This window comes from Streptomyces aidingensis (genome assembly GCF_900112355.1).
GTDB classification, from domain to species: Bacteria; Actinomycetota; Actinomycetes; order Streptomycetales; family Streptomycetaceae; genus Streptomyces; species Streptomyces aidingensis.
This window is the reverse complement of record NZ_FOLM01000026.1, coordinates 1-24,822: the sequence shown is the minus strand read 5'-3', so window position 1 is coordinate 24,822 and position 24,822 is coordinate 1. Positions and strand designations below refer to the sequence as shown.

12 protein-coding genes and 1 pseudogene are annotated in these 24,822 nt (G+C 70.8%); 3 read left to right on the top strand and 10 right to left on the bottom strand.

Translation table 11 applies throughout. From position 1 onward, the window contains the following. From BM242_RS29720 to BM242_RS27000, 9 genes are all read right to left on the bottom strand, one after another. A partial coding sequence (locus tag BM242_RS29720; protein WP_093841582.1) for an Eco57I restriction-modification methylase domain-containing protein occupies positions 1 to 3,639 on the bottom strand: 3,639 nt, incomplete at its 3' end. Beyond that, on the bottom strand, positions 3,639 to 6,902 hold the full coding sequence (gene drmD, locus BM242_RS27035; RefSeq protein WP_093841581.1) for a DISARM system SNF2-like helicase DrmD: 3,264 nt from the start codon (positions 6,900 to 6,902) through the stop codon (positions 3,639 to 3,641). The genes BM242_RS29720 and drmD, both read right to left, overlap by 1 nt. A 131-nt stretch (positions 6,903 to 7,033) precedes the next feature. Continuing rightward, positions 7,034 to 8,626 carry a serine/threonine-protein kinase gene (locus tag BM242_RS27030; RefSeq protein ID WP_093841580.1) on the bottom strand — a complete coding sequence of 531 codons (1,593 nt, stop codon included), beginning with the start codon at positions 8,624 to 8,626 and terminating at the stop codon, positions 7,034 to 7,036. Continuing rightward, complete coding sequence (locus BM242_RS27025; protein WP_175541602.1) at positions 8,623 to 9,594, bottom strand: serine/threonine-protein kinase; 972 nt, start codon at positions 9,592 to 9,594, stop codon at positions 8,623 to 8,625. Before BM242_RS27025 ends, BM242_RS27030 begins: the two co-directional genes overlap by 4 nt. A gap of 176 nt (positions 9,595 to 9,770) precedes the next feature. Next, positions 9,771 to 10,277, bottom strand: a complete 507-nt coding sequence (locus BM242_RS27020) for a hypothetical protein (RefSeq protein ID WP_093841578.1) — start codon at positions 10,275 to 10,277, stop codon at positions 9,771 to 9,773. Between the two features lie 162 nt (positions 10,278 to 10,439). Next, on the bottom strand, positions 10,440 to 13,424 hold the full coding sequence (locus tag BM242_RS27015; protein ID WP_093841577.1) for a pPIWI_RE module domain-containing protein: 2,985 nt from the start codon (positions 13,422 to 13,424) through the stop codon (positions 10,440 to 10,442). 38 nt (positions 13,425 to 13,462) lie between these two features. Continuing rightward, complete coding sequence (locus BM242_RS27010) at positions 13,463 to 17,083, bottom strand: pPIWI_RE_Z domain-containing protein (protein ID WP_093841576.1); 3,621 nt, start codon at positions 17,081 to 17,083, stop codon at positions 13,463 to 13,465. Next, positions 17,076 to 18,269, bottom strand: coding sequence for a pPIWI_RE_Y domain-containing protein (locus BM242_RS27005; protein ID WP_107365190.1), 1,194 nt, complete (start codon positions 18,267 to 18,269; stop codon positions 17,076 to 17,078). Before BM242_RS27005 ends, BM242_RS27010 begins: the two co-directional genes overlap by 8 nt. After that, on the bottom strand, positions 18,266 to 19,894 hold the full coding sequence (locus tag BM242_RS27000) for a PD-(D/E)XK nuclease family protein (RefSeq protein ID WP_093841575.1): 1,629 nt from the start codon (positions 19,892 to 19,894) through the stop codon (positions 18,266 to 18,268). Before BM242_RS27000 ends, BM242_RS27005 begins: the two co-directional genes overlap by 4 nt. A gap of 89 nt (positions 19,895 to 19,983) precedes the next feature. Between BM242_RS27000 and BM242_RS26995 the strand changes: the two genes are divergently transcribed. Beyond that, positions 19,984 to 21,531: a serine/threonine-protein kinase gene (locus BM242_RS26995; protein ID WP_139238466.1), complete on the top strand. Its 1,548-nt coding sequence runs from the start codon at positions 19,984 to 19,986 to the stop codon at positions 21,529 to 21,531. A gap of 38 nt (positions 21,532 to 21,569) precedes the next feature. Here the strand turns inward: BM242_RS26995 and BM242_RS26990 are convergent, their stop codons facing one another. Beyond that, positions 21,570 to 23,567 carry an N-6 DNA methylase gene (locus tag BM242_RS26990; protein ID WP_093841573.1) on the bottom strand — a complete coding sequence of 666 codons (1,998 nt, stop codon included), beginning with the start codon at positions 23,565 to 23,567 and terminating at the stop codon, positions 21,570 to 21,572. 602 nt (positions 23,568 to 24,169) lie between these two features. Here BM242_RS26990 and BM242_RS26985 point away from each other — a divergent pair. Together BM242_RS26985 and BM242_RS26980 are read left to right on the top strand one after the other, a co-directional pair. Next, positions 24,170 to 24,574: pseudogene (locus BM242_RS26985) on the top strand (replication initiator); the annotation flags it as partial. Beyond that, a complete protein-coding gene (locus BM242_RS26980; protein WP_093841597.1) occupies positions 24,564 to 24,755 on the top strand; it encodes a helix-turn-helix transcriptional regulator in 192 nt (63 codons plus the stop codon). The pseudogene BM242_RS26985 and the gene BM242_RS26980, both read left to right, overlap by 11 nt. Positions 24,756 to 24,822: the final 67 nt, after the last annotated feature.

Genomic DNA, 24,822 nt, shown 5'->3' with positions numbered 1-24,822 from the left:
GTTGTTCTTGAGTCGTTCGGGCTTGACGAGTCGTTCGACTATGGCGAAAACTTCGGGGTAACTTCGGGCGCGTTCCTCGCTCCAGTCGTGGAAGTTGATCACCCACCTGCTCGCCGAGCAGTCCGGCCGGGAGTTGAGGTCCTCACCGTTCAGGTAGGGGAAGAGGACGTCCTTGTTGCGGGGGTCGCGCTCGATCAGACCCCGGACCTGATCGGGCGAGAGGATGAACCCCTTGCCCAGCACATACGAGCCGATAAACGCTTTGGGTCTCTCGTCTACCCAACCTTCGGGCCCACCCGATGCAAAGCCGGCTACCAGTCGGTACGGCTTACCCGACACCCGGGACTTCGGATCGAGGGACGGGGTGATGCCTCGGACGGTGACATCGTCCAGTACACGGACGGCGTCGGGGGCCATGTCGGGCCTGGTGGTCCAGACGGCGCAGTACTCCAGGGCGGCGGACTTGGAGGGCCAGCGGGCGCTCTTCACTGCTCGGCGTATCTCGATGCCGTCGGCGAGCAGTTGGTCGAGGCCGACCTCCCGAGTATCGCCCTGGGCGAGGGTGTTGGTCGCGATGAGGCCCGTCTGGCCGCGCTTGCTGAGCAACTGATGGGCTCGGAGTTCGAAGTAGGCGACGAGGTCTGCGCTACCACGCTGTCCACGTCCCAGCCCCAGCACCAGGTACTCGCGGTACGCGTGCCCCAGGGCTCCCGTCAGCTTTTGGCCTCCGAGGAAGGGCGGGTTGCCGATGATCGCGTCGAAGCCTCCCTGCTTGGCATCGAAGACCTCGGGGAAGACGAGGGGCCAGTGAACGGGGAGGCGGACGAACCCGTCGTCGGGCAGGTCCTTGCTCAGCCACTCCAGAGCTTGCTGCCGCGCCTCGTGAATCTCCGGATCGGAGTCGCGAACGGACGCCGAAGCGGCGATGCCCGCGTGCTGCGCGGCCTTCATGTAGTGGGCGGTTTGCAGCGAGTCCCCGGCACCTGCGGATGCCAGGCCGGCTCCTGTCGTGAGGTCACCGATCAGGCGCAGCCGTTGCAGGTGTTCGTTGACGGAGGCGAGCAGGCGCCGCTTCTTCTCCAGGTCGGCGATCGTGTTGCTGCGCGTCTTCGCGATCTCGTCGCGATCACCCACGGCGGCTGTGACCAGACCGCCTGCATCCTCCGTCCAGATCTGCTCGAGCTTCCCTTCGTGCAACTTTCGGCCGGCCTTGGGATCGAGATGGACGCTCTTGATCTGGTCCAGGTTGGCCACGCCCAGCAGGGAGTCTCCTGCCACCAGGCGGTCGTCGAGGAAAGTGAAGGGGCGTTCGGGGTCCATGGAGATCAGCCAGAGGGAGAGCTTGGCCATCTCCACGGCCATGGGATTGATGTCGACCCCGTACAGGCAGTGCTCGATGATCTCGCGGCGGGCGGCGATCATGACCGGGTCGCTCTCCGCGTCGGCGGCGGTGGCGGCGCCGGACTGGTCGCGGTGGCTGCCGCGGAAGGCGAGGGCGGCCTCGTCCTTCTCCTCGACCCGGGCGTCGATCAGCTTGTCCGCGAGGTAGCGGCAGGCGGCGACCAGGAAGGCTGCCGAGCCCATGGCGATGTCTGCGATCTTGAGCTTGAGGACTTCCTCGGAGCCGATGAGCTTCCATTGCTTGTCGTCGGCCGTCTGGAGCGGGCCGGGGCGGTAGACGAGCGGTTCGAGTGCGCCTTCGGCGACCTGCTGGGCCAGGGCGCGCGGGGTGTAGTGGGTGCCGGAGTTCTTGCGGAGGCGGGACTCGGTGACGTAGAGGGCGTCCTCGGGGATCACCACCGGCAGGCCGCGCAGGTCCTCCCGCAGCAGGCCGTGGAAGGGGAGGATGCGTTCGGCCAGCGCGAAATCGCCGTCGCATGCCGCGCGGAGGCGGTGCCGGGCCTTGGCGTGGGTCTGCTCATCGCTGAGGATCAGCAGTTTCGCCATCTTCGTTGCCGTGGCCGGCGGCCTGGGGTCTTTGAAGCGTTCGTGGAGCTTCTTGGCGAGGCCGGGCAGGTCCGGCTTGCGGCCGGGAGGGGACTGGGCGCCGACGCCGAAGGGCGCGGCGAGCGTTTCCAGTTCGGTGAGGCTCACCTCGTGTTCCAGGCCGGGCTTGCCGATGAGGCCGAGGACGGTGTCCTGGGCGCGCTTGCCGTCGTAGGAGAGCAGGCCCTCGTAGACGTAGCCGATCTGTTCCACGTCCAGGGCGCGGAAGGTCAGCTTGCGCCGCTCCTTGTTGACGACGACGAACTGCACCGCTTCGAGGACGTGCAGCACCGTGCGGTCGTCGATGGGGAGGAGCGGGGTGCGGTTGTCGGCGGTTCCCGTGGTATCGCCGTTGGTTCCGTCGGCGCCTTCCGGGACGGCCTCCAGCCAGTGGAAGCGGCTGGGGTCGAAGAGGGAGCCGTCGTAGGCGGGGAGCTTGAGCAGCGGGTGGTTCACTCCGCCGTGCACCGCGTGGAAGAGGGCGACCAGCCGGTGCCACCCGGCCGTGGTCTGGTCCAGGGCGTCCTCGCCCTCCGCGCGCCGCCGCTCGTCCAGCATCTCGTACAGCCGCCCGGCCGAGTACGCTTCCGCGTACAGTTCGTTGTCCGCCGGCAGCAGGCCGCGCTCCTCGGCGAAGAGGAGGAACACGACGCGCATCATCACGGCGACGGCGCCCCGGTAGACCTCACCCGCCGGGACTCCGGTCAGTCCCTGGCCGCCGCGTTTGACCATGCGGGCCTCGGCGCGGCTGATGGAGTCCACCAGTAGTTCGACGGCCTGCCGGACCTGGATGCCGAGGGCCTCGGTGACGTCCTCCTGGCCGTCCACGCTTTCCCGCAGCAGGGCCGGCAGGAGTTCGTCGTCCGGCCGCCCGAAGAAGCGGCCCCGCCGCAGCAGCGAGACCCAGGCGCGGACGGCCACCAGGTCGGCCGCCTCGTTCCAGGCCATGGTGTCGAAGGTGGCGCTGGTGGTGACGCCGCCGGGCGGCGCCCAGACCAGGGACCACCAGCGGCCGTCGGTGACCAGGCCCAGCTCGATGCCATGGTGGCGCAGTACATGGGCGATCCGGTCGACCCCGCTCGCCGACCAGGCGTCGCCCCGGATGCGGCGCGTCGGCACGGTCTCGGGCGGCAGCAGCAGGCCGAGGATCGGTACGTTCCGGGCGGCGGCCTTCGGTTCCGGCTCGGCGGCCGGGTCGGTGCCGGGGCGGACGAGGGCGAAGTCGGGGCGCACGGTGACGTCGGTCCCGGCCGGGCTGACCGAGAACCTGTCCAGCAGGGCGTCGTCCTCGGCGAGGCTTTCGCCGCTGTCGGCCGTCTGCCCTGCACCTTCCCGCAGGTGCAGGGAGTCGTCCCACTCCAGCAGGGTGCGCAGCAGGAAGCCGATCCAGTCCAGGCGCCCGGCGCCCTTGCGGTCGTCCTGCCAGATGCCGTGGTGCAGGCGGATGTCGGCGCGGCGCTCCGGCGGGATGCCCTCCAGCTGAGGCCAGGTGCGCAGCAGGACCGGCAGGGTGAGGAACGGGCCGGACACCTCGACGAGGTTGAGCCAGTCGAGGTGCTGCTGCTTGCCGTCGGACGCCTTGGCGGCGCGGAGGGCGGCTGCCGACGGGCGGCGGCCCCCGGAGCGGCGGGTGGCGGGGCGCGCGGGGCTCATCAGTACGCCTCCTTGGCGGGGATGACGAAGACGACGGCGACGGGGAAGAGGTGGTCCTGCGGGTCGCGGTAGCGGGCGGCGATCGCTGCGAGTTCCCGCTTGCGCTCGTCCTCCAGGCCGTCCAGCCGGGCCCGCCAGCGTTTGCGGTCCTCGGTGAGCTGGCGGCGCTCGTCCGGGTCTTTCAGGTCGTCCAGGCCGAAGAGCGTGTCCGTCATGCCCGCCGCCGGGGAGGCCGGGCCGTCGGCCGGGGAGGTTTCGCCGAGGCGGGTCCGCAGCGTGCGCTCCAGACGGTCGAGGGTGACGTTGATGCGCTTCTCTTCATCGGCCCGGCGCTCGGCGAGCCGGTCCATCAGGGATGCCTTCCGCTCCTTACCGCGCGCCTCGATGGACTGGGTGAGGCCCTCGTACGTCTTGGGCCAGCTCTGCCGGAGCCGGTGGATCATGCGGTCCTTCGCCGGGCGGCCCCGGGTGAGGGCGCGGTCCAGGATGGAGCCGACCGCTTCCACGCCGCGCAGCCGGCGCTGCCAGCCGTTCTCGCCCAGCCAGCCGCCCGCGTGCAGGATTTCCTCGTGCAGGCGCTGCCCGTCCGTGCCGACCAGCACAAACCGCGCGTACGCGCCGACGAACGTCGTCTCCAGGGCCGGATCGTCACTGACGACGGCGGTGACACGGCGCAGGTCGACGCTGTCCGCGTTCCACACCGCCGCGCGCAGCAGTTGTGTCGACATGGCGACCAGCGGGTGGTTGAGGTGGGTGAGCACGATGTCGGGGCGGCCCGCTGCCGCCTTGGGGTCGAAGGTCACCGGGCGCAGCACTTCGGGGCGGATCCGGTCGGGCAGGCCGCGGGTGGCGCGCTCCCAGGAGCCGGTCAGCGGGGGCACGGCGAACAGACCTTCCCGGAAGTCGTCCTCCGACCTCGGGTTCTCGTCGAGGCAGGGCACCAGGGGCTGCTGCCGGGCCAGGGTCAGGGCGGTGTTCACGACGCGGGCCACCCGGTCCGGGGTGAGGCCGAGTTCGTCGGTGGTCTGCGTCAGCTGCGCGCTCAGCCGCCGCACCTGCTCGGTGACGTTCTGCTCGGCGTCGACCTTGCCGCCGGTGGGCCGGCCCTTGAGCTTCTTCGTTCTGGCGTGCTCGATGTCGTAGTCGCCGATCTGGCCGGTCATCCGGAGCTGGACCTTTTCGGCGAGCACGGCGTTGACCTCGCCGAGGTCCTCTTCCATCTGTGCGACCTTGCGCGCGATGCGGGCGAGGAACTCCAGGTCCGCCTCGTACACATCGGTCCGGGCCTTGTCCCAGGAGGCCCCCACGAAGTGCATGATCTGCGGACGGTGGCGCTGTCCGTAGCGGTCGATGCGCCCGATGCGCTGTTCCAGCTTGTTGGGGTTGAACGGGATGTCGTAGTTGATCAGGTACCGGCAGTGGTCCTGGAGGTCGATGCCCTCGCTCGCGGCGTCCGTGGCGAGGAGGATGCGGACCTTGCCCTCGGGGCTGTGGGCCGGTTCCTGGAAGGCGAGCCGGATCTGCTCGCGCTCCTCGGCGTTCTTGCCGCCGTGCAGGGTGAGGACGCGGCCGTCCTGGGCGAGGCCCTCCTGCTGGAGCAGGGTGAGCAGCCAGTCCTGGGTGTCGCGGTACTCGGTGAACACGACGACCCGCTCGTTCGTCCACTCTCTGCCGGGAAGGCAGGTGGCCCGGAGGGTGCTGATGAGCTGCTTGGCCTTGGCGTCGGGGGACGCCTGGTGGGCCTGGCCCCACCGGGCCATCCTCTCCAGCAGTTCGGCCTCTTCGCCGGAGGCTTCCGGGGTGACGGTGGCGGCGCGGGTGATGGCGTCGTCCTCGGCCTCGGACAGCTCCTCGTCATCGAGATCGGCCGTGTACTCCTCGTACTCCGCGAGCCACAGCGGGGTCTCAACCGGTGCCGGGTCGTCCCGGCGCGCGCCGCCGGAACCGGGCCGGGCCTTGCCGCGCACCGCGTCGAGGTGGACGGCGACGGTGTGCGCGAAGGCGGCGGGGGAGGAGAACAGCCGCTTCTTCAGCAGCAGGGTCACCAGGTCGACGGCTTTCCGGCCGCCGCGCCGCTCCGGCCTGACCCGCTTCCTGCGCAGCTCGGCATAGCGGGTGAGGAGGGCGTGGACCTCGCGTTCGCTTTCCGGGTACTCGACGGGCAGCGCCTTGGACTCGCGGGCGTGGAAACGAGGGCTGCCGTCCTCGTTGGTCACCGTGCTCTTCAGACGGCGCACGACGGTGTCGGCGAGCGCGGCCCGGTCGGGCTCGACGCCCCGGAAGAAGCGCTGGTTGTCGATGAGTTCGAGCAGAGCGGTGTAGGACTCCTGGTAGCCGTTGTGCGGGGTGGCGGAGAGGAACAGCCGGTGCTCGAAGTGGGGGACAAGGCGCCGGATCAGCCTGGTCTGCTGAGAGTCGACGGCGTAGACCTGTTTGGGCGCGCTGGGGGCGACATGGTGTGCCTCGTCCAGGATGAGCAGGTCGAAGGTGCGGCGTCCGGGGCGTCCGGGCAGTTCCGTGGACCCGCCGGGCGGCAGCACCTCGTCGATGAGCCGCTGCGCCTTCGGGGTGCGCAGCCAGGGCAGGCTGACGATGGTGGTCGGGTACACCCGGAACGGATTGGCGGCGCTGCCGTGCGTGCGGCGCAGGCGGGCGCAGCAGGCGGAGTCGACCACGGTGAACTCGACACCGAACTTGTCGGCCATCTCGTCGCGCCACTTGAGGGTGAGCCCGGCCGGGCAGATGACCATGATGCGGTGGGCCCGGCCGCGCAGCCGCAGTTCCTCGGCGACCAGCCCGGCCTCCACGGTCTTGCCGAGGCCCACGTCGTCGGCCAGCAGCAGATTGACGCGGGGAGCGCCGACGGCGCGGGCGACCGGTTCGAGCTGGTACGGCTCCACGGCGACGCCGGAGCGGAAGGGGGCCTGGAGGGTCTTGACGTCGGCGGAGGCGACGGCGGACCAGCGGACGGCGTCCAGAAACGCGGAGAGATGCTCGGGCGGGTCGAACGCCCCGGCGGAGGCATCGGGGAGCGAGCCGGCGGGCAGAACACGGCGGCCCGGTTCGACCTCCCATATGACCGACAGGGTGTCGCCGTAGCGGCCGTCGGCGACGGACTGAAGATGCACCACGGTGGTCCCGCCCGCCGGGGCGGCGGCGACACCGGACACCACCCAGTTCTGCCCGCGTATCTGGACGAGGTCGTTCTCCTCGGGCGGAGCGGCAACGGCGGAGACTTCGGGAGTGCGGGCGGTACCGGGCATGCAAAGTCCTCAATGATCGGCGAGACAGCGGTGCCTACCGGTGTGGCATTCATATTAGTCATCGAATGCCTACATTGACTCAGTTCACGGAAGATTCCGGCACATTGAGGAGGCGTCAGACTGTCGCCCGGTCAGTTAGAAGGAGCGGATCCGCGGGTCAGCCTGCTCAGGCGGCTGATCAGGTTCTCCGCCGCGGTGTGGGCCGGGTGGTCGGCGGGCAGCGCGGTTCGCTGGTCCGCCGCCAGGGAACGCAGTTCCGTCAGGGCCTCGGCAGCCGATCCCGAGCCCGCCAGCAGGGTGGCGATCTCCCTGCGGGTCTCCAATACCTCCGGATGCAGGGGAGGAAGCACCTGGCGCTGGAGGTTGAGTGCCTCCCGGAGTTCCCGGAGTGCCGCGGAGTTGTGCCCCAGTCGGCCGAGACAGCGGGCCGCGATGACCCGGCAGGCGGCGAGATCGGCATCGGGCATGGGACGGGTCCGCGCAAGGACGCCTGCCAGTTCGAGGCAGCCGTGGCGGGCCGCCTGCAACTCCTGTGCCTCGAAACGGAGTCGCAGTATCACCAGTCTGCGCGCGACCACCTCCGGATGGTCGGCGGCGAAGCGGGGAAGTACCGCGTCAAGGTCCTTGTCCAGCAGCTCGAGCGCCTGGGTCAGCCGGCCCTGCCGCGCCAGATCGTGGGCGCGTTCGCGCGCGTCCGGAGAGCCGGGAGGTGCTGCGGCGGACACCGGAGGGAGAGGCCGCACGTCAGGAGCGGCTTCATCGTGCGCCGGTCCGCTGTCCGCAGGACCGGTGCCGCGCGGCACCGGCTCTCCGAGCAGCGCAGGGGCCTGTGCGGAGGCGAGTTTCGGAACCGCAGGCTCCGCCCACGAAGTGAGCAAGCGTTGTACCTCGACCGCACTCGCCGGGCGGCCCTCGGGCTGCTTCGTGAGCAGGCGCGAGACCAGATCGCACAGTGCGGGAGGCACGTCGCGGCGCAGCCGGGACAGCGGCGCCGGATCGTCCGTCAGATGCCGGACCGCCATCACCACGGCATCCTCGGCGGTGAACGGCGGGCGACCGCCGAGGATTTCGTACAGCACGCAGCCCAACGCGTACAGGTCGCTCAGCGGGGTGGCCGGCTGTCCTTTGGACTGCTCGGGCGAGACGAAGCCGGGGGTCCCTGCCACCGTGCCCGGACCGGTCAGCCGTGCCCCGTCGGGCGGATGCAGCGCGACGGCGATGCCGAAGTCCAGGACTCGCACGGTGCCGTCCGCGGTGAGCATCACGTTCCGGGGAGTCAGGTCCCGGTGCACGAAGCCGCGTCCATGCGCTTCGGCCAGCACGGAGCAGATCTGAGCACCGACCCTGGCGGCCCATTCGACGGGGAAGGGCCCGCGCCGGGTCACCAGCTCCTCCAGGGTGTGCCCGTACACCCGCTGCATGACGAGATAGAGCCGGGTCTCCCGGTGGGTTCCCGCGTCGTGGATGACGGGCACGCAGGGATGTTCCAGCCGTGCCATCAGCCGGGCTTCCCGGGTGAAGCGCACAACGGCCGGGTCCTGGGGGTCGAGCCGTCGAGGCCTGCCCGGCACCTCCGTCGGCGGGGTCAGTAACTTCACGGCCACGGACCGGTCGAGCCGCTGGTCGTACGCCGCCCACACCTCGCCCATGCCGCCCCGGCCGAGCAACTCCGTCAGCTCATACCGGCCGTCCACCAGCTCACCCGCGGCCACCTGGTCGCTCACCGGATCTCCCGCACTGCGCCGTCGGCCATGGCAGTGGCCGTCCGAGGGGCGGCCGGGAAGCGGAACGGCCGTGTGAGGTCCATGTTCCCCGCGCGCTCCACGCCCGCGCCCGACCCCGCGCCCGGAGACGGAAGGAGCAGCCTGCCGGACCCCGCCGTCGGCACGTGGCGCGCCAGGAGGCAGTACACCGAGGCCGCGTCCGCCGGGCGTTCCCCGGGATCTTTCGCCAGCAGCCGCAACGCCAGGTCCTCGATCTCCACCGGGACGTCGCGGCGCAGCGCGGACAGAGCCCTGGGAATGCTGCCCCGGTGGGCCAGCACCGTAAGTGCCGGTGTGGCAGCCGCGAACGGGGGCTTCCCGGTGAACATGAAGTAGAGCAGGCAGCCCAGCGAGTACAGATCGGCCCGGTGGCCGGCTTGGGACCGGGGGCCGCCCTCCTGCTCCGGCGCCCGGTAGTCCGGTGCGCCGATGACCTCCCCGTCGGCGGTCAGCCGGGTCGGCATGGTGCCGCTCCCCACGGCCACCAGCCCGAAATCAATGATCTTGAGCGCGCCATCGGGCGCCGCCATGATGTTCTGCGGCTTGAGGTCCCGGTGCACCAGGCCCGCCGCGTGCACCGCCGACAGCCCGGCGGCGATCTGCGCGCCCCCGGCGGCGGCTTCCTGCACCGTGAGCGCGCCGCTCTCCGTCTCCGCCACGACATCCGCCAGGGTCGCCATGCCCGGGACGAGCTGCATCACCAGATACTGCGACATCCCCCACTCACCGGCATCGTGCACGGTGGCGACGTGCGGATGGTCGACCCCGGCCAGGGCCGCGGCCTCGCGCCGGAAACGCCTGATGACGCGGCGCCGTTCGTCCTCGGTGTCGAGCAGTTCCGGACGGATGAACTTGACCGCGACCGGCCGTTCCAGACGCAGATCGACGCCCTCCCACACTTCGCCCATCGTCCCGCGCCCGATCGGCACGCGCAGTTCATACCGACCGGCGATGCGCTCTCCCCGAGACATCCTGCGGCCTCCCGACCCGAAGATCCGCGTGTCCTCACCCTGCGCGAGTGACGACTGACGATCCTAGGCCACTTGGCCGACCTCGGACCGAGTCCCGGCACAGAGACGGCAGGACGGCTCCCCAGAGGTATGGCTCAGGCCGGAACGGCGTACTGTGCCACTACCGCCCCGTAGGGCTTCAGCAGGGGGCGCAGTTCCCGCTTCACGAGGGCGGCGTCGGAGCCCGGCAGGCGCAGCGACGCCCGGCGCAGGTAGACGCTCCAGTGGTCCGGCTTGGGGAACACCTTGAGACGGTCCACCAGGTCCCGGAGTATGACACCTTTCCGCAACGGCGCCAGGCCGTCGATGTGCAGTGTGCATCCTTCGGCGAACCGGCGCTCCCCGAACAGCACGGGCTCGTCCAGGGGGCGCACCTCGCTGGTCACCGTGGCCAGCCCCATGACCCGACCGAGGTCCCGAGTGGGATTTCCGAAGCAGCCACGGGTGGTGTACAGCAGAACCTCGTCGCCCTGAGCCGGCCCGGCCGCACGGCGTCGCCGGCCGGAGGGGAAGGCCATCCGCTGATTCTCCAGCACCCAGGCAAGCGGCTTGCGGGCACTGATAATGAGCAGGTGTGTGGCGGCCTCGCGATCGACATCCATGGGGCCATTCTTCCCCGCGCTGCGATGGCGACCGATCAGTTGACCGGGCTCCCGGTGTCCGCGGCGCGGCCGTGCGTCTTTTCCAGAGCCGACGGGTGGCGGCATCGGCGCCGCCCGGTCGGCATGGATGTCGGCGTCTGGCCGTTCGACGCGTGTCCCGGCCTACCGCTGGGCGAACTTCCCGTTGGTAAGTGCCTGGTGGTCCGGTGCCTCCGTGCCCTCCAAACCGTCCGCGTCGTCCGCGTCGTCCGGTTCCGGTTCGACGGCAAGGCCCGGGGCTGCCGAGGCGGCCGGGTCGATGTCGGCGGCCGGGTCGGCAGTGGTTGCCGACTCCTCCTCGGCTTCGGTGCGGGTCGGCAGCACGTATTCCTGGGCGAGCCCGGCCAGGTGCAGCAGAAGCGGCAGGGCGAGGGCGTCCGGGAGGTCCGGTGGCTGACGGAGCTGGTGCACCGCCAGCGCCAGCGCCTCCGGAAGATCACCGTCATCACGGTGGCAGCCGAGGACGGCCAGCTCCACCAGGCCCGGGTTCCACGCCGCTTCGTCGGTGTCCACGGTCAGCTTCCCCTTGGTGTTCACCCGGGGAGCCAGCTTGTCCGCCGCCACTGAGAGCTTGAACGTGCGGGCCTTGGGGGTGGTGGACCAGAACACCCGGGCCTGTCCGTCGTCGGCCGTCGGGTCCGTCCACAGATGAGCGGCGAATCCGTTGGGGCCGGCCGGGTTGAGCCCCCACCACTGTGCCGTCTCCCGGTTGAGCGCCGTGCGCACGCGCACCAGACGCAGGTCCGGGTCGAGCCTGCGGGCCGGCGCGTGCCCGTCCCGGAACTTGTCGGCCACCACCTTGCCGTCCTGCAGCCAGGTCCAGTGCGACCGCATGTTCTGGCCGTGCGCCAGCAGCAGCGTGGGCGTGCCCCGCAGCGTCCGGCGCATCCGCTGGAGCCACTCCTCGGTCCGGCGCCGCTGCTCCGCCATGTCGGCCCGCCAGGACGGCCGCTCGGCCGGAGCGGAGGCGTCGCCGGTGCGCTGATCGGGGAGGGCGGGGGCGGGGGAGGAGTCCCGTGGCACCTCGGCTCGTTTGGTCAGCGCCAGCAGCATCACGGGGTACGGCACCCAGGCGCAGGTCTCGTCGTCCCAGCCCTCCACCCGTGCCAGCCCGTCGCCCGAGGGTTCCGGCGTCACCAGCACCGCGACCGGCACATGGCCGGCCCAGCGGGTGCGGCTGCGGCTGTTCTTGCGGACCATCCACACGGCGGCGTACCGCAGCCCGGTCGGCAGACGTGCCCCCAGAGAGTGCTCGGGATGGATGCGCACCCCGAGCTGACGCAGCCCGTCCTCCCACGCCTTTGCCGCGCGGAACTCCTTGTTCTTCTCGCTGTTGTAGCCGCCCTTGGCCTTCTTCGGCACGGTCACGAACTGTGTCAGGACACCGGCGTCCGCGCAGCCGAGCCGCAGCGCGAACTTGGCGTCATGAGCGGCGGAGCTGAAGTCCTTCGCCCGGTCGATCTCCACCAGGGCGACGGTGGGCACGGGCGGGGTGCCGTCCTCGGCGGTGAAGGCCGACATCTCACGGCGGCGGGCGCCGATCGCCGCTGTGATCGGCTCGCGCGAGTGCCGGGTTCCCTCGGGAAGGGGCAGGTCGCCGCCCAGGGAGCGGGTCAGCCTGCGGCACCGCAGCCGGAGGGTCAGCTCCGGAGTCGGCCACTCCAGCACCACGGTTCCGTCGTAGGCGGACTCGGTGTCGGGTGCCCCGCCGTCACCCTTCAGATCCAAGTGCTCGATGAGTGCGGCCACCGCAGTGTCCCGCATCTCGGGAGTCTGCCAGTACAGCCTGACCTCCAGGCCGGGCAGTTCGTCCGGCGGCAGCTCCGGAAGCATGCCGCGCAGGGCGAAGGCCGTGCCCTTCCGGCGCGCCTCGGCCCGCCGCCGCTCCTCCGCCGCCTTCTCTGGAGCCTTGGTGGGTTCACGGCGGGGATTGCCCGGCGTGCTCCGGGCCAGCCGGGTGTGTACCAGGGACGGCGCCGGGCGCAGTTGTTCGGGCAGGGCCTGCTCGGCCCACTCGACGATCCGGGAGCGCTGCTCCGGCATCAGGCCGTGGCCCACCTCGTGCGAGCCCATCGCCGTGCTGTGAACCACCGCCGCCCGCATGCCGTCCGCGAGCCACTCGGCCGGTGCCGTGAGGACGGAGTCCGCGTCGGGGAAGGACTCGGACAGCGACATGCCACGCAGCATCCCGGCCGGGCCGCCCCCGACCCAGTCGTGGCCGCCCCGGCTCCAGGCCAGCCGGGCCACCGCGAACCGGTCGCTCGCCGGAGCGCCCGGCAGCCAGGGCACCCGCGGGCGCAGCAGCACGGTGGTGCGGCGCCCGTGCGGCAGGTACAGCCGGCCAGAGGTGGCGGCGACCCGGGTCGCGTAGCGTCGGATGTGGGTGTGCAGGTGGAACCGGGGCAGCGGATCGAAGGGCACCGTCTGGAGCGTGATGTTGAGGACGACGGAAAACCATCCGGTGCCCCGGCTCCCCTCGAACTCCAGGGCCTGCGAGACCAGCTCCGCTCCCCTGTCCCGGGGGCCGCGCGGCATGGCCCGGAACCGGAGGCTGCCCGCGCCGAAGTCGTACGGCTCCAACTCCAGGATGCGCCGGGCCAGCCAGTCCGTGGTCAACTGGAACTGGCGGGGTTCGGGTGCCGCCGTGCCGCCGTCGTCCGTGGTCGGGCACCACAGCAGTTCCACCGTCACGCCCTCCTGCCACCGCGGCGGATTCGCCAGCAAAGCCGCCCGGGTCTCGGCCAGCAGGGAGCGGTGTTCGGGCTCGGGGCGCAGGTCCCTCAGCCAGGCGGAAAGGAGCCCGTCGAGTGCTGCCGGGGGCAGCGGATCGGGTGCGTCGGCGAGGGCGTACAGCCAGAAGTCGGGTTGCTCCCCGTGGCGCGGGCGCGGGCGGACCAGCACATCGGGGGCCAGTGCCTGGACGACCTGGTCCATGCGGAAGGTGGGGATGGTCTCCAGTGGCTTGTGCCGGCCCGCGTTGCACAGCGCGAGCAGGGGTCCGTGCCACTCCTCCGGGAAGGCCAGGACCCGGTACTGCCCGGTGGCCGTGGCCTCCCGGGAGACCGGCAGCCAGCAGGCGGTCCGGATTGAGTCGTAACGAGGTGCCATGGTGAGGTGCTCCGAGGGTACGAGCGGTCGGGCGGGGATCAGGAGGTGTGGTGGGTGATGCCGGACAGCGCCTTGAACAGCGGCGCGTACAGCAGCCGGGCGACCGCGGGGTCGGCCGGGTCGGGGCAGTCGGTCAGCCGGGGTGGTGAGGTGAAGTAGGGGGCGAGGACGTCCCGCAATCCGGACAGCAGGCCGTCCTCCTGCGGGAGTTCACGAGCCGCGGCGCCGGGTGACAGCAGCTTGGCCGTGCGCGGTGCGAACCGGGCGTCGACGAACACCACCCGGGCCGGCACGCCGCCGCGCACCAGTCGGCCGATCACCTGCCAGATGGTCACGAGCTGGTCCCAGGTGAAGGAGCGCTTCTCGTGGTCCGACAGCCGGGAGTAGATGTAGCGACGGGAGAGCAGCCGCCGCCACTCGCCGCGCGCCAGGTGCCGGAAGGCCAGCCCGGCGGCGTCAAGGTCGCCGGCGTTCCGTACCAGCTTGCCGAAGGTGCGTTGGTCCAGTCCGGGTTCGTCGCGGACGAAGCGGGTCGCCCAGTCGTTGATCGCGAACACGGCCAGGGCCAGGTCGTCGGGTCTCGGATGGGGCCGGGCCAGGAACAGCGCGGTGCCGAAGGCCGCGTTGCGCTGGGCATTGAGGATGTTGTGTCCCCGTTCCACGGCCATCAGCGGGGCGACCAGCACTTCGGCCGTGGGGTCCTCGGCGAAGGAGGCCAGGTCCCCCCGGCGCAGCGCCGTGGCCCTGTCCGGTGGCGTTCCGAGCGAGCGGGCCCCGCTCACCGCTTGGTCCAGATCCGCGTCGTCGGCGGCCAGTACCCGGACGCGCCCGTGCCACCGTTCCATGGCGTGGAGGACATCGGCGGCGATCCCCGCTTCCTTGTAGCTGCCGACCAGCAGGATCGCGCGGCGCCGGCGGCTGTCGGCGATCCTGGACAGTTCCTGTTCCAGCGGGCTGGGGGCGCCGCCCCGGCCCGGGGAACCGAGCCTGCTGACCAGGGCCCGGGCCGCGGCGGGCCGGGCCTTCGGCTCGGTTCCCGACAGGCTCAGTGGTCTGCCCTCGTCGTCGTAGAGGAAGTGGGTGGTGAAAACGGACTCGCTCACCGCTGCCAGCGACCGCCGTGAGGGTGTGAGGACTGCGCCCACCGGTGCCACCACATGGGCCCGGGTGGAGGTGCCCGCCCAGCTCGTGCCGGACATCAGCACGACATGCGGCCCCTTGCGGCCCCGACCGGGGTCGGCCCCCACCTCGTGTAGCCCGAGAAGCAGCTCCCGGCCGATGCCGGCGCAGCGGAAGAAGCGTAGGGTGCCGCTGCGGCGGCCGTCCTCGTCCCGCTCCCGGTCGTCCGGGAGGTACTGGAATCCCAGCACGTTCCCCATCGGCGCCTCCGGGATCAGCGGCGCGTAGTCCAGAGGCGGCCGGCGGGACAGCTCGTTGCCGCTTGGCTCCAGGTGGAGAGCCGCCTCCACTTGCGGCCACAGGAAGACCAGCCGGTCCAGGCGGTGGTGCAGCACGCTCAGCAGCAGCATGAACTCCAACTGCCGGGCCGTCAGGTCGAGCCACCGTTCGTCCTCGGCCCGGCCGGCAACCGGGGTATCGGTCAGCAGCCGTCGCAGTGCGGCGAGCACCCGGGCCCGGGAATCCCCCGGGACGAGCGTGGTGAGCAGGTCCTGGGCCAGCCGGACGAGCTCGTCGGTGGCGTTCCCGTAGGGGCCGCGTCCGCCCAGCGGGTCATCGCGGAAGTCGTCGAAGCAGGAGGTCAGTTCGGCCCGCCGGGCATCGGTCTCCGGCCCGGGGGACTCCGGTTCCGGAATGTCGTCCTCATATGCCTCATACAGTTCGGACTCGTCGGGCACGCCGTCGGGAGCGCCTGGAACCGCATCCGGGGCGAACCATGCACCGAGGAGTTTCTCCTGGAGGGTCCACGGGCTGAAGTACTCGATGTCTGCCCACGACTGCAGGTCCTCGTCCGAGATCAGCATCCGGTACAGCCGGTCGGTGGCCCCGTGCACCACGGTGAGCGCAGCGGACCAGCGCTCGATCTCCTGGTCCGTGAGCGGCAGGCGCCCCTGCTTGCACAGTTCCTCGATCCGCTGGGTCTGCACCCGGTCCAGCCAGGACTCGCTGGCCGGTCCGGGCAGAACCAGCGTCGCCGAGGGGGCGAACATCTCGTCCAGCTTCATCTGCACCGAGTCGGCCTCGTCGACAACGATGATGTCGCTGCGCAGACATGCCAGTTCAAGATGACGCAGCCGTTCGTCGCCCAGGTGGCGGGGGACCGCGGACTGCACGAGACTCGCGGGGTTGGCCACCCAGACTGCGGCGTCGACCAGTTCCCGGGCCGTGCGGTGGCGTGGGCAGACGTACCACAGGGGGCAGCCGTGCGAGGTTCCCCTGAGCTCGGCCGACTCCGGCTCGGGTTCCGGTTCGGTCTGCCTCCCGGGGTGGTACGGTTCGGGCAAAGCGGCCGAGGCCGGTCCCGCGTCCTCCCGGCCGCCGTTTCGCTTCCGCTCCGGATACAGCGAGGTGCAGGGGGCGTCGGCGAACCGCAGCGGCCGGTCCGCCTCGGTGCCCCGCAGCGCGTCCACCACGCAGACCGTGCTGAGATCGTCGAAGCCGGGCGCGTCGTGGTCCAGGATGCTGGTCAGGCCACGGGCGGCGAGCCTGCGGTGCAGCCGCTGCACATGGGTCTCCCGGGTGGTGAGCCCCAGTACGGGGGTGGCGGCCACGCCGAGGTTGCGCAGCAGGCCGGTCAGGCGGAGCTGTTCGGCCACATCGCCCACCACCAGCGTGGTGCGCAGTGCCGGACTGCGGCGGGCGCCCCACACCGCGAGCAGGGTCATCAGGGTCGACTTGCCGGCACCGACCATGCCCGCCAGATGCAGCAGCCCGTCCAGCCTCAGTTCACCCTCGCCGGAGAAACCGAGCCCGTCGGCATCGCGGGGCATGATGTGCTGCTCGCCCAGGCGCTGCTCCCAGTGCCCCGGCAGCTCCACGTCGTTCTCCCGCTCCGTGGCGTCCATCCAGCGGGCCGTTGCAAGGAGTGCCGCGCGGCTGATGACGAGCGGCTCGCCGTTGCCGGTGCTGCCCGTCTCCGGTGCGTGTCCGGCCACCGGGTCGGGCAGCAGCTCCTCCGGAAGGGTGACCGAGACCGGCCGTCGCCGGTCGATGAAGGTGGCGCGTCCGGCGGGGGCCAGGGGCAGTGGTTTACGGTCGAGCGGTGGGAGCGCGGACAGCGCCGCGTCGTATACCGCGAACCGTTCGGACGCCACGGCCGGCTCGTGACGGCGGGCGGGGGACTCCTCCGAGGCCACCTCATAGGCCCGCAGTCGGGCAGGCAGGGCGAGATAGGTCTCCAGCGACTGCTGCCAGGCACGGCGTCGGCGCAGATGCCACAGCAGGTGGCGGCCCGCTTGCAGCATGGTGGTGTGCTCGGTGGTCGCCGCGAATCCGCGTGCCTGCGCGAAGGGGAATCCGCCGAACAGGGTGTACGCGCCACGGGCCGGTTCGTCCGGGGCTATCCGCTCCAGCAGCCGGAGTGCCAGCTCCACCTGGCACAGCAGGGCGGGCTTCACCCCGGACAGCGCGGGAGGCACCTCGCCCCAGAGCCGGGAGAGTTCCCGGCTGACCGGCCGGTGCCAGCTGCTTCGGTCACGCATCGCCGTCCTCCCCTTTCTCCTCGTCCGGTGCGGCCGTGCCCGGGCCGAGCAGCCGCCGGGCCCGGTCGATCAGCTCGGTGTCGGTGAGCAGCCGCAGCCCTCCGGCCGAGGCTGGACGGTTCCGCTCGTACGCGGCGATGTAGTCGGGGCGGTCATCGACCCGATCCCGGGGAACCACCCAGAATGCCTCGTCGTAGGGCGGCTGCTGCGGCACGGGGCGCGCCGCCCGGCCCAGGAATGCCGGATGTGCCCAGTCCTTCACGTCCACCGCCCACACGTGTCCGTCCGGGAAGGTGACATGAATGTCGTAGGCGTCAAAGGCAGGCCACATCCGCACCGTCAGCCCGAGGGCCGTGAGCCGTCTCTCCAGGTCCACTTCCGCGCGCCCCGGGCCGGTCACAAACTGCCGCAGGGGCCTTTCCAGCTGGAGGAGTTCACCGGCCTCCTCCCTGGTGATGCGCCGTCCCACCGGGGGTGCCCCCCGGCGGCGGCACCGGTCCCGTTCGCACCACCAGTCACCGTGCCCCAGCGGGACGAGCAGGGTGAGGCAGCGTCCGCACGTGGCGTAGGTGTCACCGCGCAGATAGCTGTCCGGAACCGGCCGGTAGATGCGGGCCAGCAGTTCCTTCACCGGATCGAGCACATGGTCCATGGAGACCGCGAAGTCTTCGGCGGCGGTGAGCACGGGCCGCGTCACGAGAAGTCTGCGGAATTCCGTGTACGCATCCTCCTCTCCGTACTCGCGGCACAGACGGAGTGCGGCCCGGATGATCTCGCGGTCCCGGAACACCGAGGCGCTGTCGCCGGACTGCTCCGCCCACTCGTGGCACAGCTCCGTGGGGCGCGAGGATTCCGGGTCGAGAAGAAGGTCGTCCGGGCCTGCCACGTCGGGTGGCAGGTCCACCGGCCAGTCCGTCACCGGCCGCTCCCGGCACCATGCCAGGAGCTCGGGGAGGCTCGCCGGAGGGTCGGCCCCCCGCTCCAGGCAGGCCAGCACCGTGCGGTCAAGGGCGCGCTGGACCTCCGCCGGGTACGGGAGCGTGAAGGCGTCCAGTCCTGTGACGGCGTCCAGGGCGGTCAGGGCTGAGGCCAGCGTACGCATGAGCGGGACACCGGCATGGGCGGACCACTCCGGGGAGGGCGCCGCCACTCCTCGTGCGGTGGCGGCGGAGGAGGCGAGGCTCACCGCGCCTCCACCTGCGAACGGCCGGTCTCGCAGTGCGCGAGCATCTCGCAGCCGGCACAGTGGTCACCGGCCTTCGCGGGGTAGGTCTCGTCGACCGCCCAAGGACCGGCCAGTCCGGCCACGATCCGGCGGGCCTCCTGCTGGGTCTGCGGTTCTCCGGGGTCGATCTCTTCGCAGCGTGCTCCGTCCGGATAGAGCACCTCCAGCTCGATCAGGGAGCGGCGCAGATCACCACCGGGCACGCCGGCCGCCATCAGCAGGACCGCGAACGCGAGCTGGGGATAGGACTCCAGCAGACCCCGGCCCTCCCATGGGCTCCGGGTGGCCGTCTTGGTTTCGCGCCAGATCCACCCGCCGGACCGGGTGTAGAGGAGATCCGGGTCGGCGATCAGTACCACGTCCAGCTCCGGGTCGTACGCGGTCAGACGGGGCTGCACCCGCACCCGCTCTCCGGCCGGCAGGCCGTCCAGGGGGCAGACCGTGCGGTGCCGGCCGAGCATGGCGAGCGCTGCCGGCAGCTCGGAGGCGGACAGACCGGGCAGAGTGTCAGGAAGCGGTACGCCCCGGCAGCCGCCGACTCCATGTCGCTCGTTCAGCCACTGGTCGACGGCGCGCCCCCGGCGAATGGGCTCGCTCTCGGGCCTGTCCGAGGCGAGATGGAGGACTCGCGTGAGGTGGAAGAGCGCCGGGCAGCGGGCGTGAGTCCGCAGGTCGGTAGCGGACACGGAACGGCGCTTGCGCGGGCGGCGCGGGCCGGACACGCCGAGCACACCGGGCGCGCGACGAGGCAGCTCACAGCCCGCCAGCGCCTCACAGCGGGTGCAGCCGGACCCGGGGTTGAGACCCTCGGCCGCCACCACCCGGCCGAGCACCGGCTTGGCAAGTTCTTCGAACCGACGCAGAGCCTGCGCGGTGTCCCAGTCGGCCAGCACCCGGTGCTCGCCGCTTCCGCATCCGATGCCGACCACGCGGACCCGGTCCGGCCTGCGGGCGGGGCCTGGTGCCGGGCGGTGAAGGTCCCGAAAGGCTGCCTGCGTCGGAGTTCCGGTCGCTGTGACAGCGGCGGCCTCGGCTATTTCTGCCGGCGGACGGTCTTCCTTGACCGAGTTCACGGACAGCAGCCACAGCTCGCGCTCCCTGCCGTCGGCTGATGCGTACCGCCTTCCCCAGGCCGTGCGCTCATACCGGGTGGCACCCCGGGCATCGGGAGTTTTGCACTCCCGGATGTCGGTCCACTGCGCGCGCACCGGCCGGGTACCGGCACGCCCCCGCATCCGGCGCTCGGTCTCGGCAGCCTGGCGGGCCGCCAGGTACGACCGAACCGCCCCCGCGGCCCAGTCCGCATGCGCGGGGTGGTACTTGCGGCTGCGGAGCAGTGCCGTCACCGCGGTCGCGACATCGGTCCGCTCGAATTCGATGGCGTCCAGGGTGTCCATCACGGGCGCCAGGGCGAAGTCCTCGACGGGCTTGCGGCGGTTGCGCGGGGGGTTCTGCTCGACGAGCGGCCTCGCCCGGAAGGCATTGCCGCGCGGACAGTCCTGTGGGTCTTCGCGCAGCAGCGGCAGAGAGGTGCGGATCAGCCAGATATCGCCATTGGTGCCCGGCGGCGGGAGACGGAGCGTCACGATACAGGGGCCTCACGGTGAGGAGAGCGGCAGCGGCTACGGCAACAGGAAAGCGTCTTTTGTGTACTCAGTCAAGACACGCATCTTGAGTGACTCGTGAGCGCGCTAAGGTATGGCGTCAACAGACCAACGTGAGCTGGGGGTCGGTCGGTTTGGACACCGGGGAACTCCTCGACGGCCGCTTCTTGGTCGAGGAGGCGCTCGACCAGGGCGGGATGGGCGCCATCTGGACGGCGACCGAAGTCGAGTCGGGGCAGACGGTCGCGGTCAAGACGCTCCGTCGCGACGCTTATGCCCAGGGACGGTTCAGCCCTGCCGAACGGGAAGAGCTGCTGAAGCGCTTTCAGCGCGAGGGAGTGATTCTGGCGGAGCTCGATCACCCCGCGATCCCCCGGCTCCTGCATCGAGGCTGGCTGGGTGACAATCCCTACCTTGTCATGGAGTACGTCGGCGGTCACAGTCTCCGTCAGTTCTTGGCCAGCTACCGACCGTTCCCCTTCGGCGCGGCGATGGCGATCGCCGTCCCGATAGCCGAGGCCCTCCACTACGCCCACCACAAGGGCGTGGTGCATCGCGACCTGAAGCCCGGCAACGTCGTGATCGCCCACGGCGACGGGGCGGTGAAGCTCCTGGACTTTGGCATCGCCCACCTCACCGATCCCGACGCGACGCGCTACACCCGTCTCGGGGCCACCCCGGGAAGCGCCGGGTACATGGCACCCGAACAGATCCGCGGCCGAGAGGACCTGACGGCGGCGGTAGACCTCTACGCGTTCGGCTGCGTACTGTTCGAGCTTCTGACCGGCGAGAAGCCGTTCGAGGACAAGCTTGACCGCAACAAGGACATCCAGCATCTGGAAGACCCTCCCCCGCGTCTGCAGTCCGTCAACCTCGGCATTCCTCAGGATGTTGACGACCTCGTGGACCGGCTGCTGGCCAAGGCCCCGGCCGACCGACCGGGGTCCGTGCAGGAAGCCCTCGACGTACTGCACGCCTATCTGCCGAAGCCCGGCGACCCGCCCCCCGATCCGGAGCTCGTACCGGACCCCACCGTCCGGTACCGGAGCGGGGAGAAGCGGAACTCCGGTCGCATGCGGGCCCTTGCCCCACATCGCGGGGCGCGCCGGCCCGCCCGCCGACACGGTGCCTGGCTCAACCGTGCGCTATTCCATGAGCGGATCCGGGCTGCCCGTGCCGAACTTCTGGCAGAAGGGCCCGGTGGGCGATGCGCGGAGCTTTCCCGCCTCACGGCCAAGGCAGCAGGGGAGTGGGGTCCCTTCGACCGCATCGTCGTGGAAGCGCAGTTGCTCTGCGCGGACGCCGAACGTCTCGACGGTGACACGGACCGGGCGCAATGCCTGTACGAAGAGGTTGTCGCAAATCTCAGACGCCGGGAATCGAGCGAGCTGCGGCCCATGATGCTGGAAGCGGCACTCGGCATCGCGGAGTGCCGGGTGCCCGCGGAGGATCTTCGCGGTGCCCTGGACGGCTGGCGCGAGGCCACGCATGCATTGCTCTCACTGGACCCGGTGCCGCAGCGACTGGCAGAGCGTTCCCGGGAGATCGCTCTGGAGTTGAGTGAATGGGGATATCACAGTGATGTCGCTCCCCTTGTCGCGCGGTTGCCGGCCCCGTAGTTCTCGGCGGCTGCGGTTCTCACTCCCCCACTTGACTCTCAGTCACGCGCCATGCGGCCTGCGGCGAGGAGGTCTCCGAGGGACCGGCCGAGCTCACTTCCGGCCATCTGAAGGCCGAGAAGATCACGCTCGAACGCGCACAGCATGCGCTGGATCTCGCCGTACCGCCGCTGCTCCTCCAGCGAGAACCTGGGAACCCGCAACCTCCGCACATCAATGCGCGAGGTGGTTGATGCATGGGTGCCGGCACGACGGACATTGGCCGGAGCCCGAAGGCACCCGGAAAGAAACCACGGATCAAGAACCTCCGGGTTGACCCGCAGCGCCAGTAGCTGAGGGCCGAGCACGGTGGGCGCCTCGGATTCCACCCAGACATCGAAGGAGCGGGCCAGCGTGGAGACAATGATGTCCTGCGAGGCAGTGACGGTCAGCGTCCCGTCCCGCACCCCCTGCTCGATCACCGTGGCCGGCAGCCAGAGATCCGGACCTCCGGGCAGCGGCGGACCGGTCAGAACAAGGGCATCCCCGGTCCGCCGCTGCCCCCGCCGTACCACCGCTTCGGGAAGGGTCTGTCCGCTCAGTATGTCCAGCGCCCCGGCCTGCTCGAGTTCCGCGACGGTGATGAGGCGCGTGGGGTCGGCATCATCTGAGGGGGCCAGTGCCGACAAGGCGCCCGCGGCATCCTGCAGACTCTGCATGTGCCTGTCGAAACGCCCCCAGGAGCGCCGCAGGTCGACAAGGGTTGCGGTGGTGCTGCTGGGAATGTGCCGGGCCGGGGTGAGGTCCACCAGATCATCCAGCAGCTCGACCGCCGGCAAGGAGACACACCCTTGCGGGACTTTGCCGAGGACAGCGTTCACTGCCTGTTGTGTGACGGACGCCCAGTCGATCTCGCCGCCCTCGGCGGCCGGATATGCGTGCGTGGCGTCCACCAGGGTCACCCCGGGGGACGGATCGTCGGCCGGGGCTGGAGCTCCCTCCGGCCGCAGCACCCAGATGTGCAGGCCGACCCCGTAAGGCGGGGCGGCACCGGGAGGCAGGGCGATCAGGGCCTGCAGCACCCCAGCACGCACCAGGGCGGCGCGGATCCGGCGCCCGGCACGGCGAGCCGCGACCGCGGGCGGCAGGACCAGGACGGCGACACCCCCCGGGGCCAATGCCGAGACCGCATGCTGCACCCAGGCCAGTTCCGGCTCGGTTCGCGGCGGCTGACCGTAGACCCACCGGGCGTCGGTGGCCAGCTCGGCATGGCCCCAGTCCCGTTCATTGGACGGGGGATTGCAGATCACCATGTCGACCGCCGTTCCATGGCGCGCGGGAGCCCGCAGCGTGTCCCCCGTGGTGAGGACAGCACTGCCAGGACCGTTCTCGGTGAGCCCCTGCATGGCCAGGCGGGCCGCGGAGAGCGCCACCAGCACCGGATCGTCGTCCTGCCCCCACAGCTCGAATCGGTGCCCCGCATCGCGCAGTCGGCGTCCCGCGGCGAGCAGCAGTGCTCCCGTTCCACACGCCGGATCCTGCACGATGGGAGGGGCGGCACTGGAAACCGCCATGGCCACCGTGACCATCAGTTCCGCCAGCGGCTGCGGGGTCACGGCCACCTGCCGGACGTGGGTCCTCAACCAACGGTCGAGCAGCAGATCGAAGGTACGTGCTCCCCCTTCGGATTCGGCCAGTCGCAGGCTGCGATCGAGCAACTCCGTCGCATGGTGGTCCAGTACAGGCAGGTCATCGGTGATGGCGAGAGCCGCCGACCCGCTCAGCGCCAGGCCGACACGGGCGACCAAAGCACCTGTAAGGTCCCGGTCCCCCAGGGATTCGTACTCCGGCCACAGCCGATCGAGCGGGTTTACGGCTGTCTTCAGCTTGTTCTCCCGGCGGAGCCACTCCTCGACGTGTTCCAGCGCGAACTGCGGACTTGTGTCGGTACCACCGACAGGTGGCGGGAAGTTCGCGTACCGGCGGCGCCAGTTGCTGACGGCAGCCCGCCCCACGCCGGCGATCCTGGCAATCTCAGCGAGGGTCACGGAGATCATGGGCGACTCTGTGGATCTGGACACAGTTCCCCTTCATGATCGCGACTCGCTCAGTTTCACTCACGGTACTGATGTGATCACATCGATCGCTTGACTTGTGTCTTGACGCAGTTTACATACGTCTCACTGCTCTGCGGTTGCCCTGGTGCGCTGTGTCCTGCTCCTTCTGGGTGCCGCGCGCTGGGCGGGGGTCCACGGGCGGTTCCGGAGACGTATGCAGTTGCGAGTCCATCATCTCGAGCAGGCGGCATCCGCCCCGCTGGAACCGCCCGCGTGAAACGACCCGAGGGATGCTGGCCGCGCTGTGACTCGCGTCTGCGAAGGCTTGCCGCTGTTGGAGCGCAGGGCCACCGACCGCCCGCAGGACCGCGAGTCCGTGGTCCACCGCCACGTGCCCATCGCCGGTTGCGGTGGTCCAGCCGCGGGCGCTCAGGACATCGCAGTCCCGCAGGGAACCGGCCATCCACCGGGGCAGGAATGACCTCCGCCGGACGGGCGCTACCCGGGACTGGCACCTCGTTGGCTGGCTTCGAGCCGGTCGCGGTGCCGAGCCATTCACGCGGGCGGATGCGCGGCTGGGTGCCTCGCTGTACCGGCAGTGCGCGGCCAAGGGCGCGGAAGCGGCCGGGGCGGTGGACGGCCGGATACGTCGCGCCTCCGATCTGGCGCTGCTGCCGGTGCGGGCGCACACGCTTCGCATGATCGGTACCTGCTGGTGGCTCGGCGGCCTGGCTCCCTTCGAGCCGCTGGGACTTCGGCGCTGGGCGCACATGCTCGGCTACGGCAGCCACTTCGTCACCAAATCCCGCCGCTACTCGACCACACTGACCGCCCTGCGCACCGCGCGGGCCGAACACCGTGCACAGCAGCAGCTCACCGCGCTCGGCCTGGCCGACCGGGCCGCGGTCACGGTCGGCCACTGGCGGTACGCCGGCCGGGGCTACAGCCCGGAAGCGGCCCTGATCGCCGCATCCGTCCGGGAAGGCGGTGGCGGCCATGGCACGTGACGAACTGCTGACCGTCGCCCAGGTGCTCAGAGAACTCGGCGGCGTCTCCCGCCGCACCTTCTACCGCTGGCGCGAACTGCGGACCGCCCCGCCGTGCATCCGCCTGCCGAACGGAGAGCTCCGCATCCGCCGGACGGCGCTCGACGCGTGGCTGAGGGACCGGGCGGAGGGCGCGGCATGAAGTCCTACAAGGTCTCCGTCTGGAAGCTCAGCGTCAACCGTTCGGCCAAGAAGCCGACGTACCTGGT

Excerpts from the sequence above, each read along its gene's own strand:
- drmD (WP_093841581.1), bottom strand. The coding sequence starts at position 6,902 with ATGCCCGGTACCGCCCGCACTCCCGAAGTCTCCGCCGTTGCCGCTCCG.
- BM242_RS27020 (WP_093841578.1), bottom strand. The coding sequence starts at position 10,277 with ATGGATGTCGATCGCGAGGCCGCCACACACCTGCTCATTATCAGTGCC.
- BM242_RS27015 (WP_093841577.1), bottom strand. The coding sequence starts at position 13,424 with ATGGCACCTCGTTACGACTCAATCCGGACCGCCTGCTGGCTGCCGGTC.
- BM242_RS27010 (WP_093841576.1), bottom strand. The coding sequence starts at position 17,083 with ATGCGTGACCGAAGCAGCTGGCACCGGCCGGTCAGCCGGGAACTCTCC.
- BM242_RS26990 (WP_093841573.1), bottom strand. The coding sequence starts at position 23,567 with ATGATCTCCGTGACCCTCGCTGAGATTGCCAGGATCGCCGGCGTGGGG.
- BM242_RS26980 (WP_093841597.1), top strand. The coding sequence starts at position 24,564 with ATGGCACGTGACGAACTGCTGACCGTCGCCCAGGTGCTCAGAGAACTC.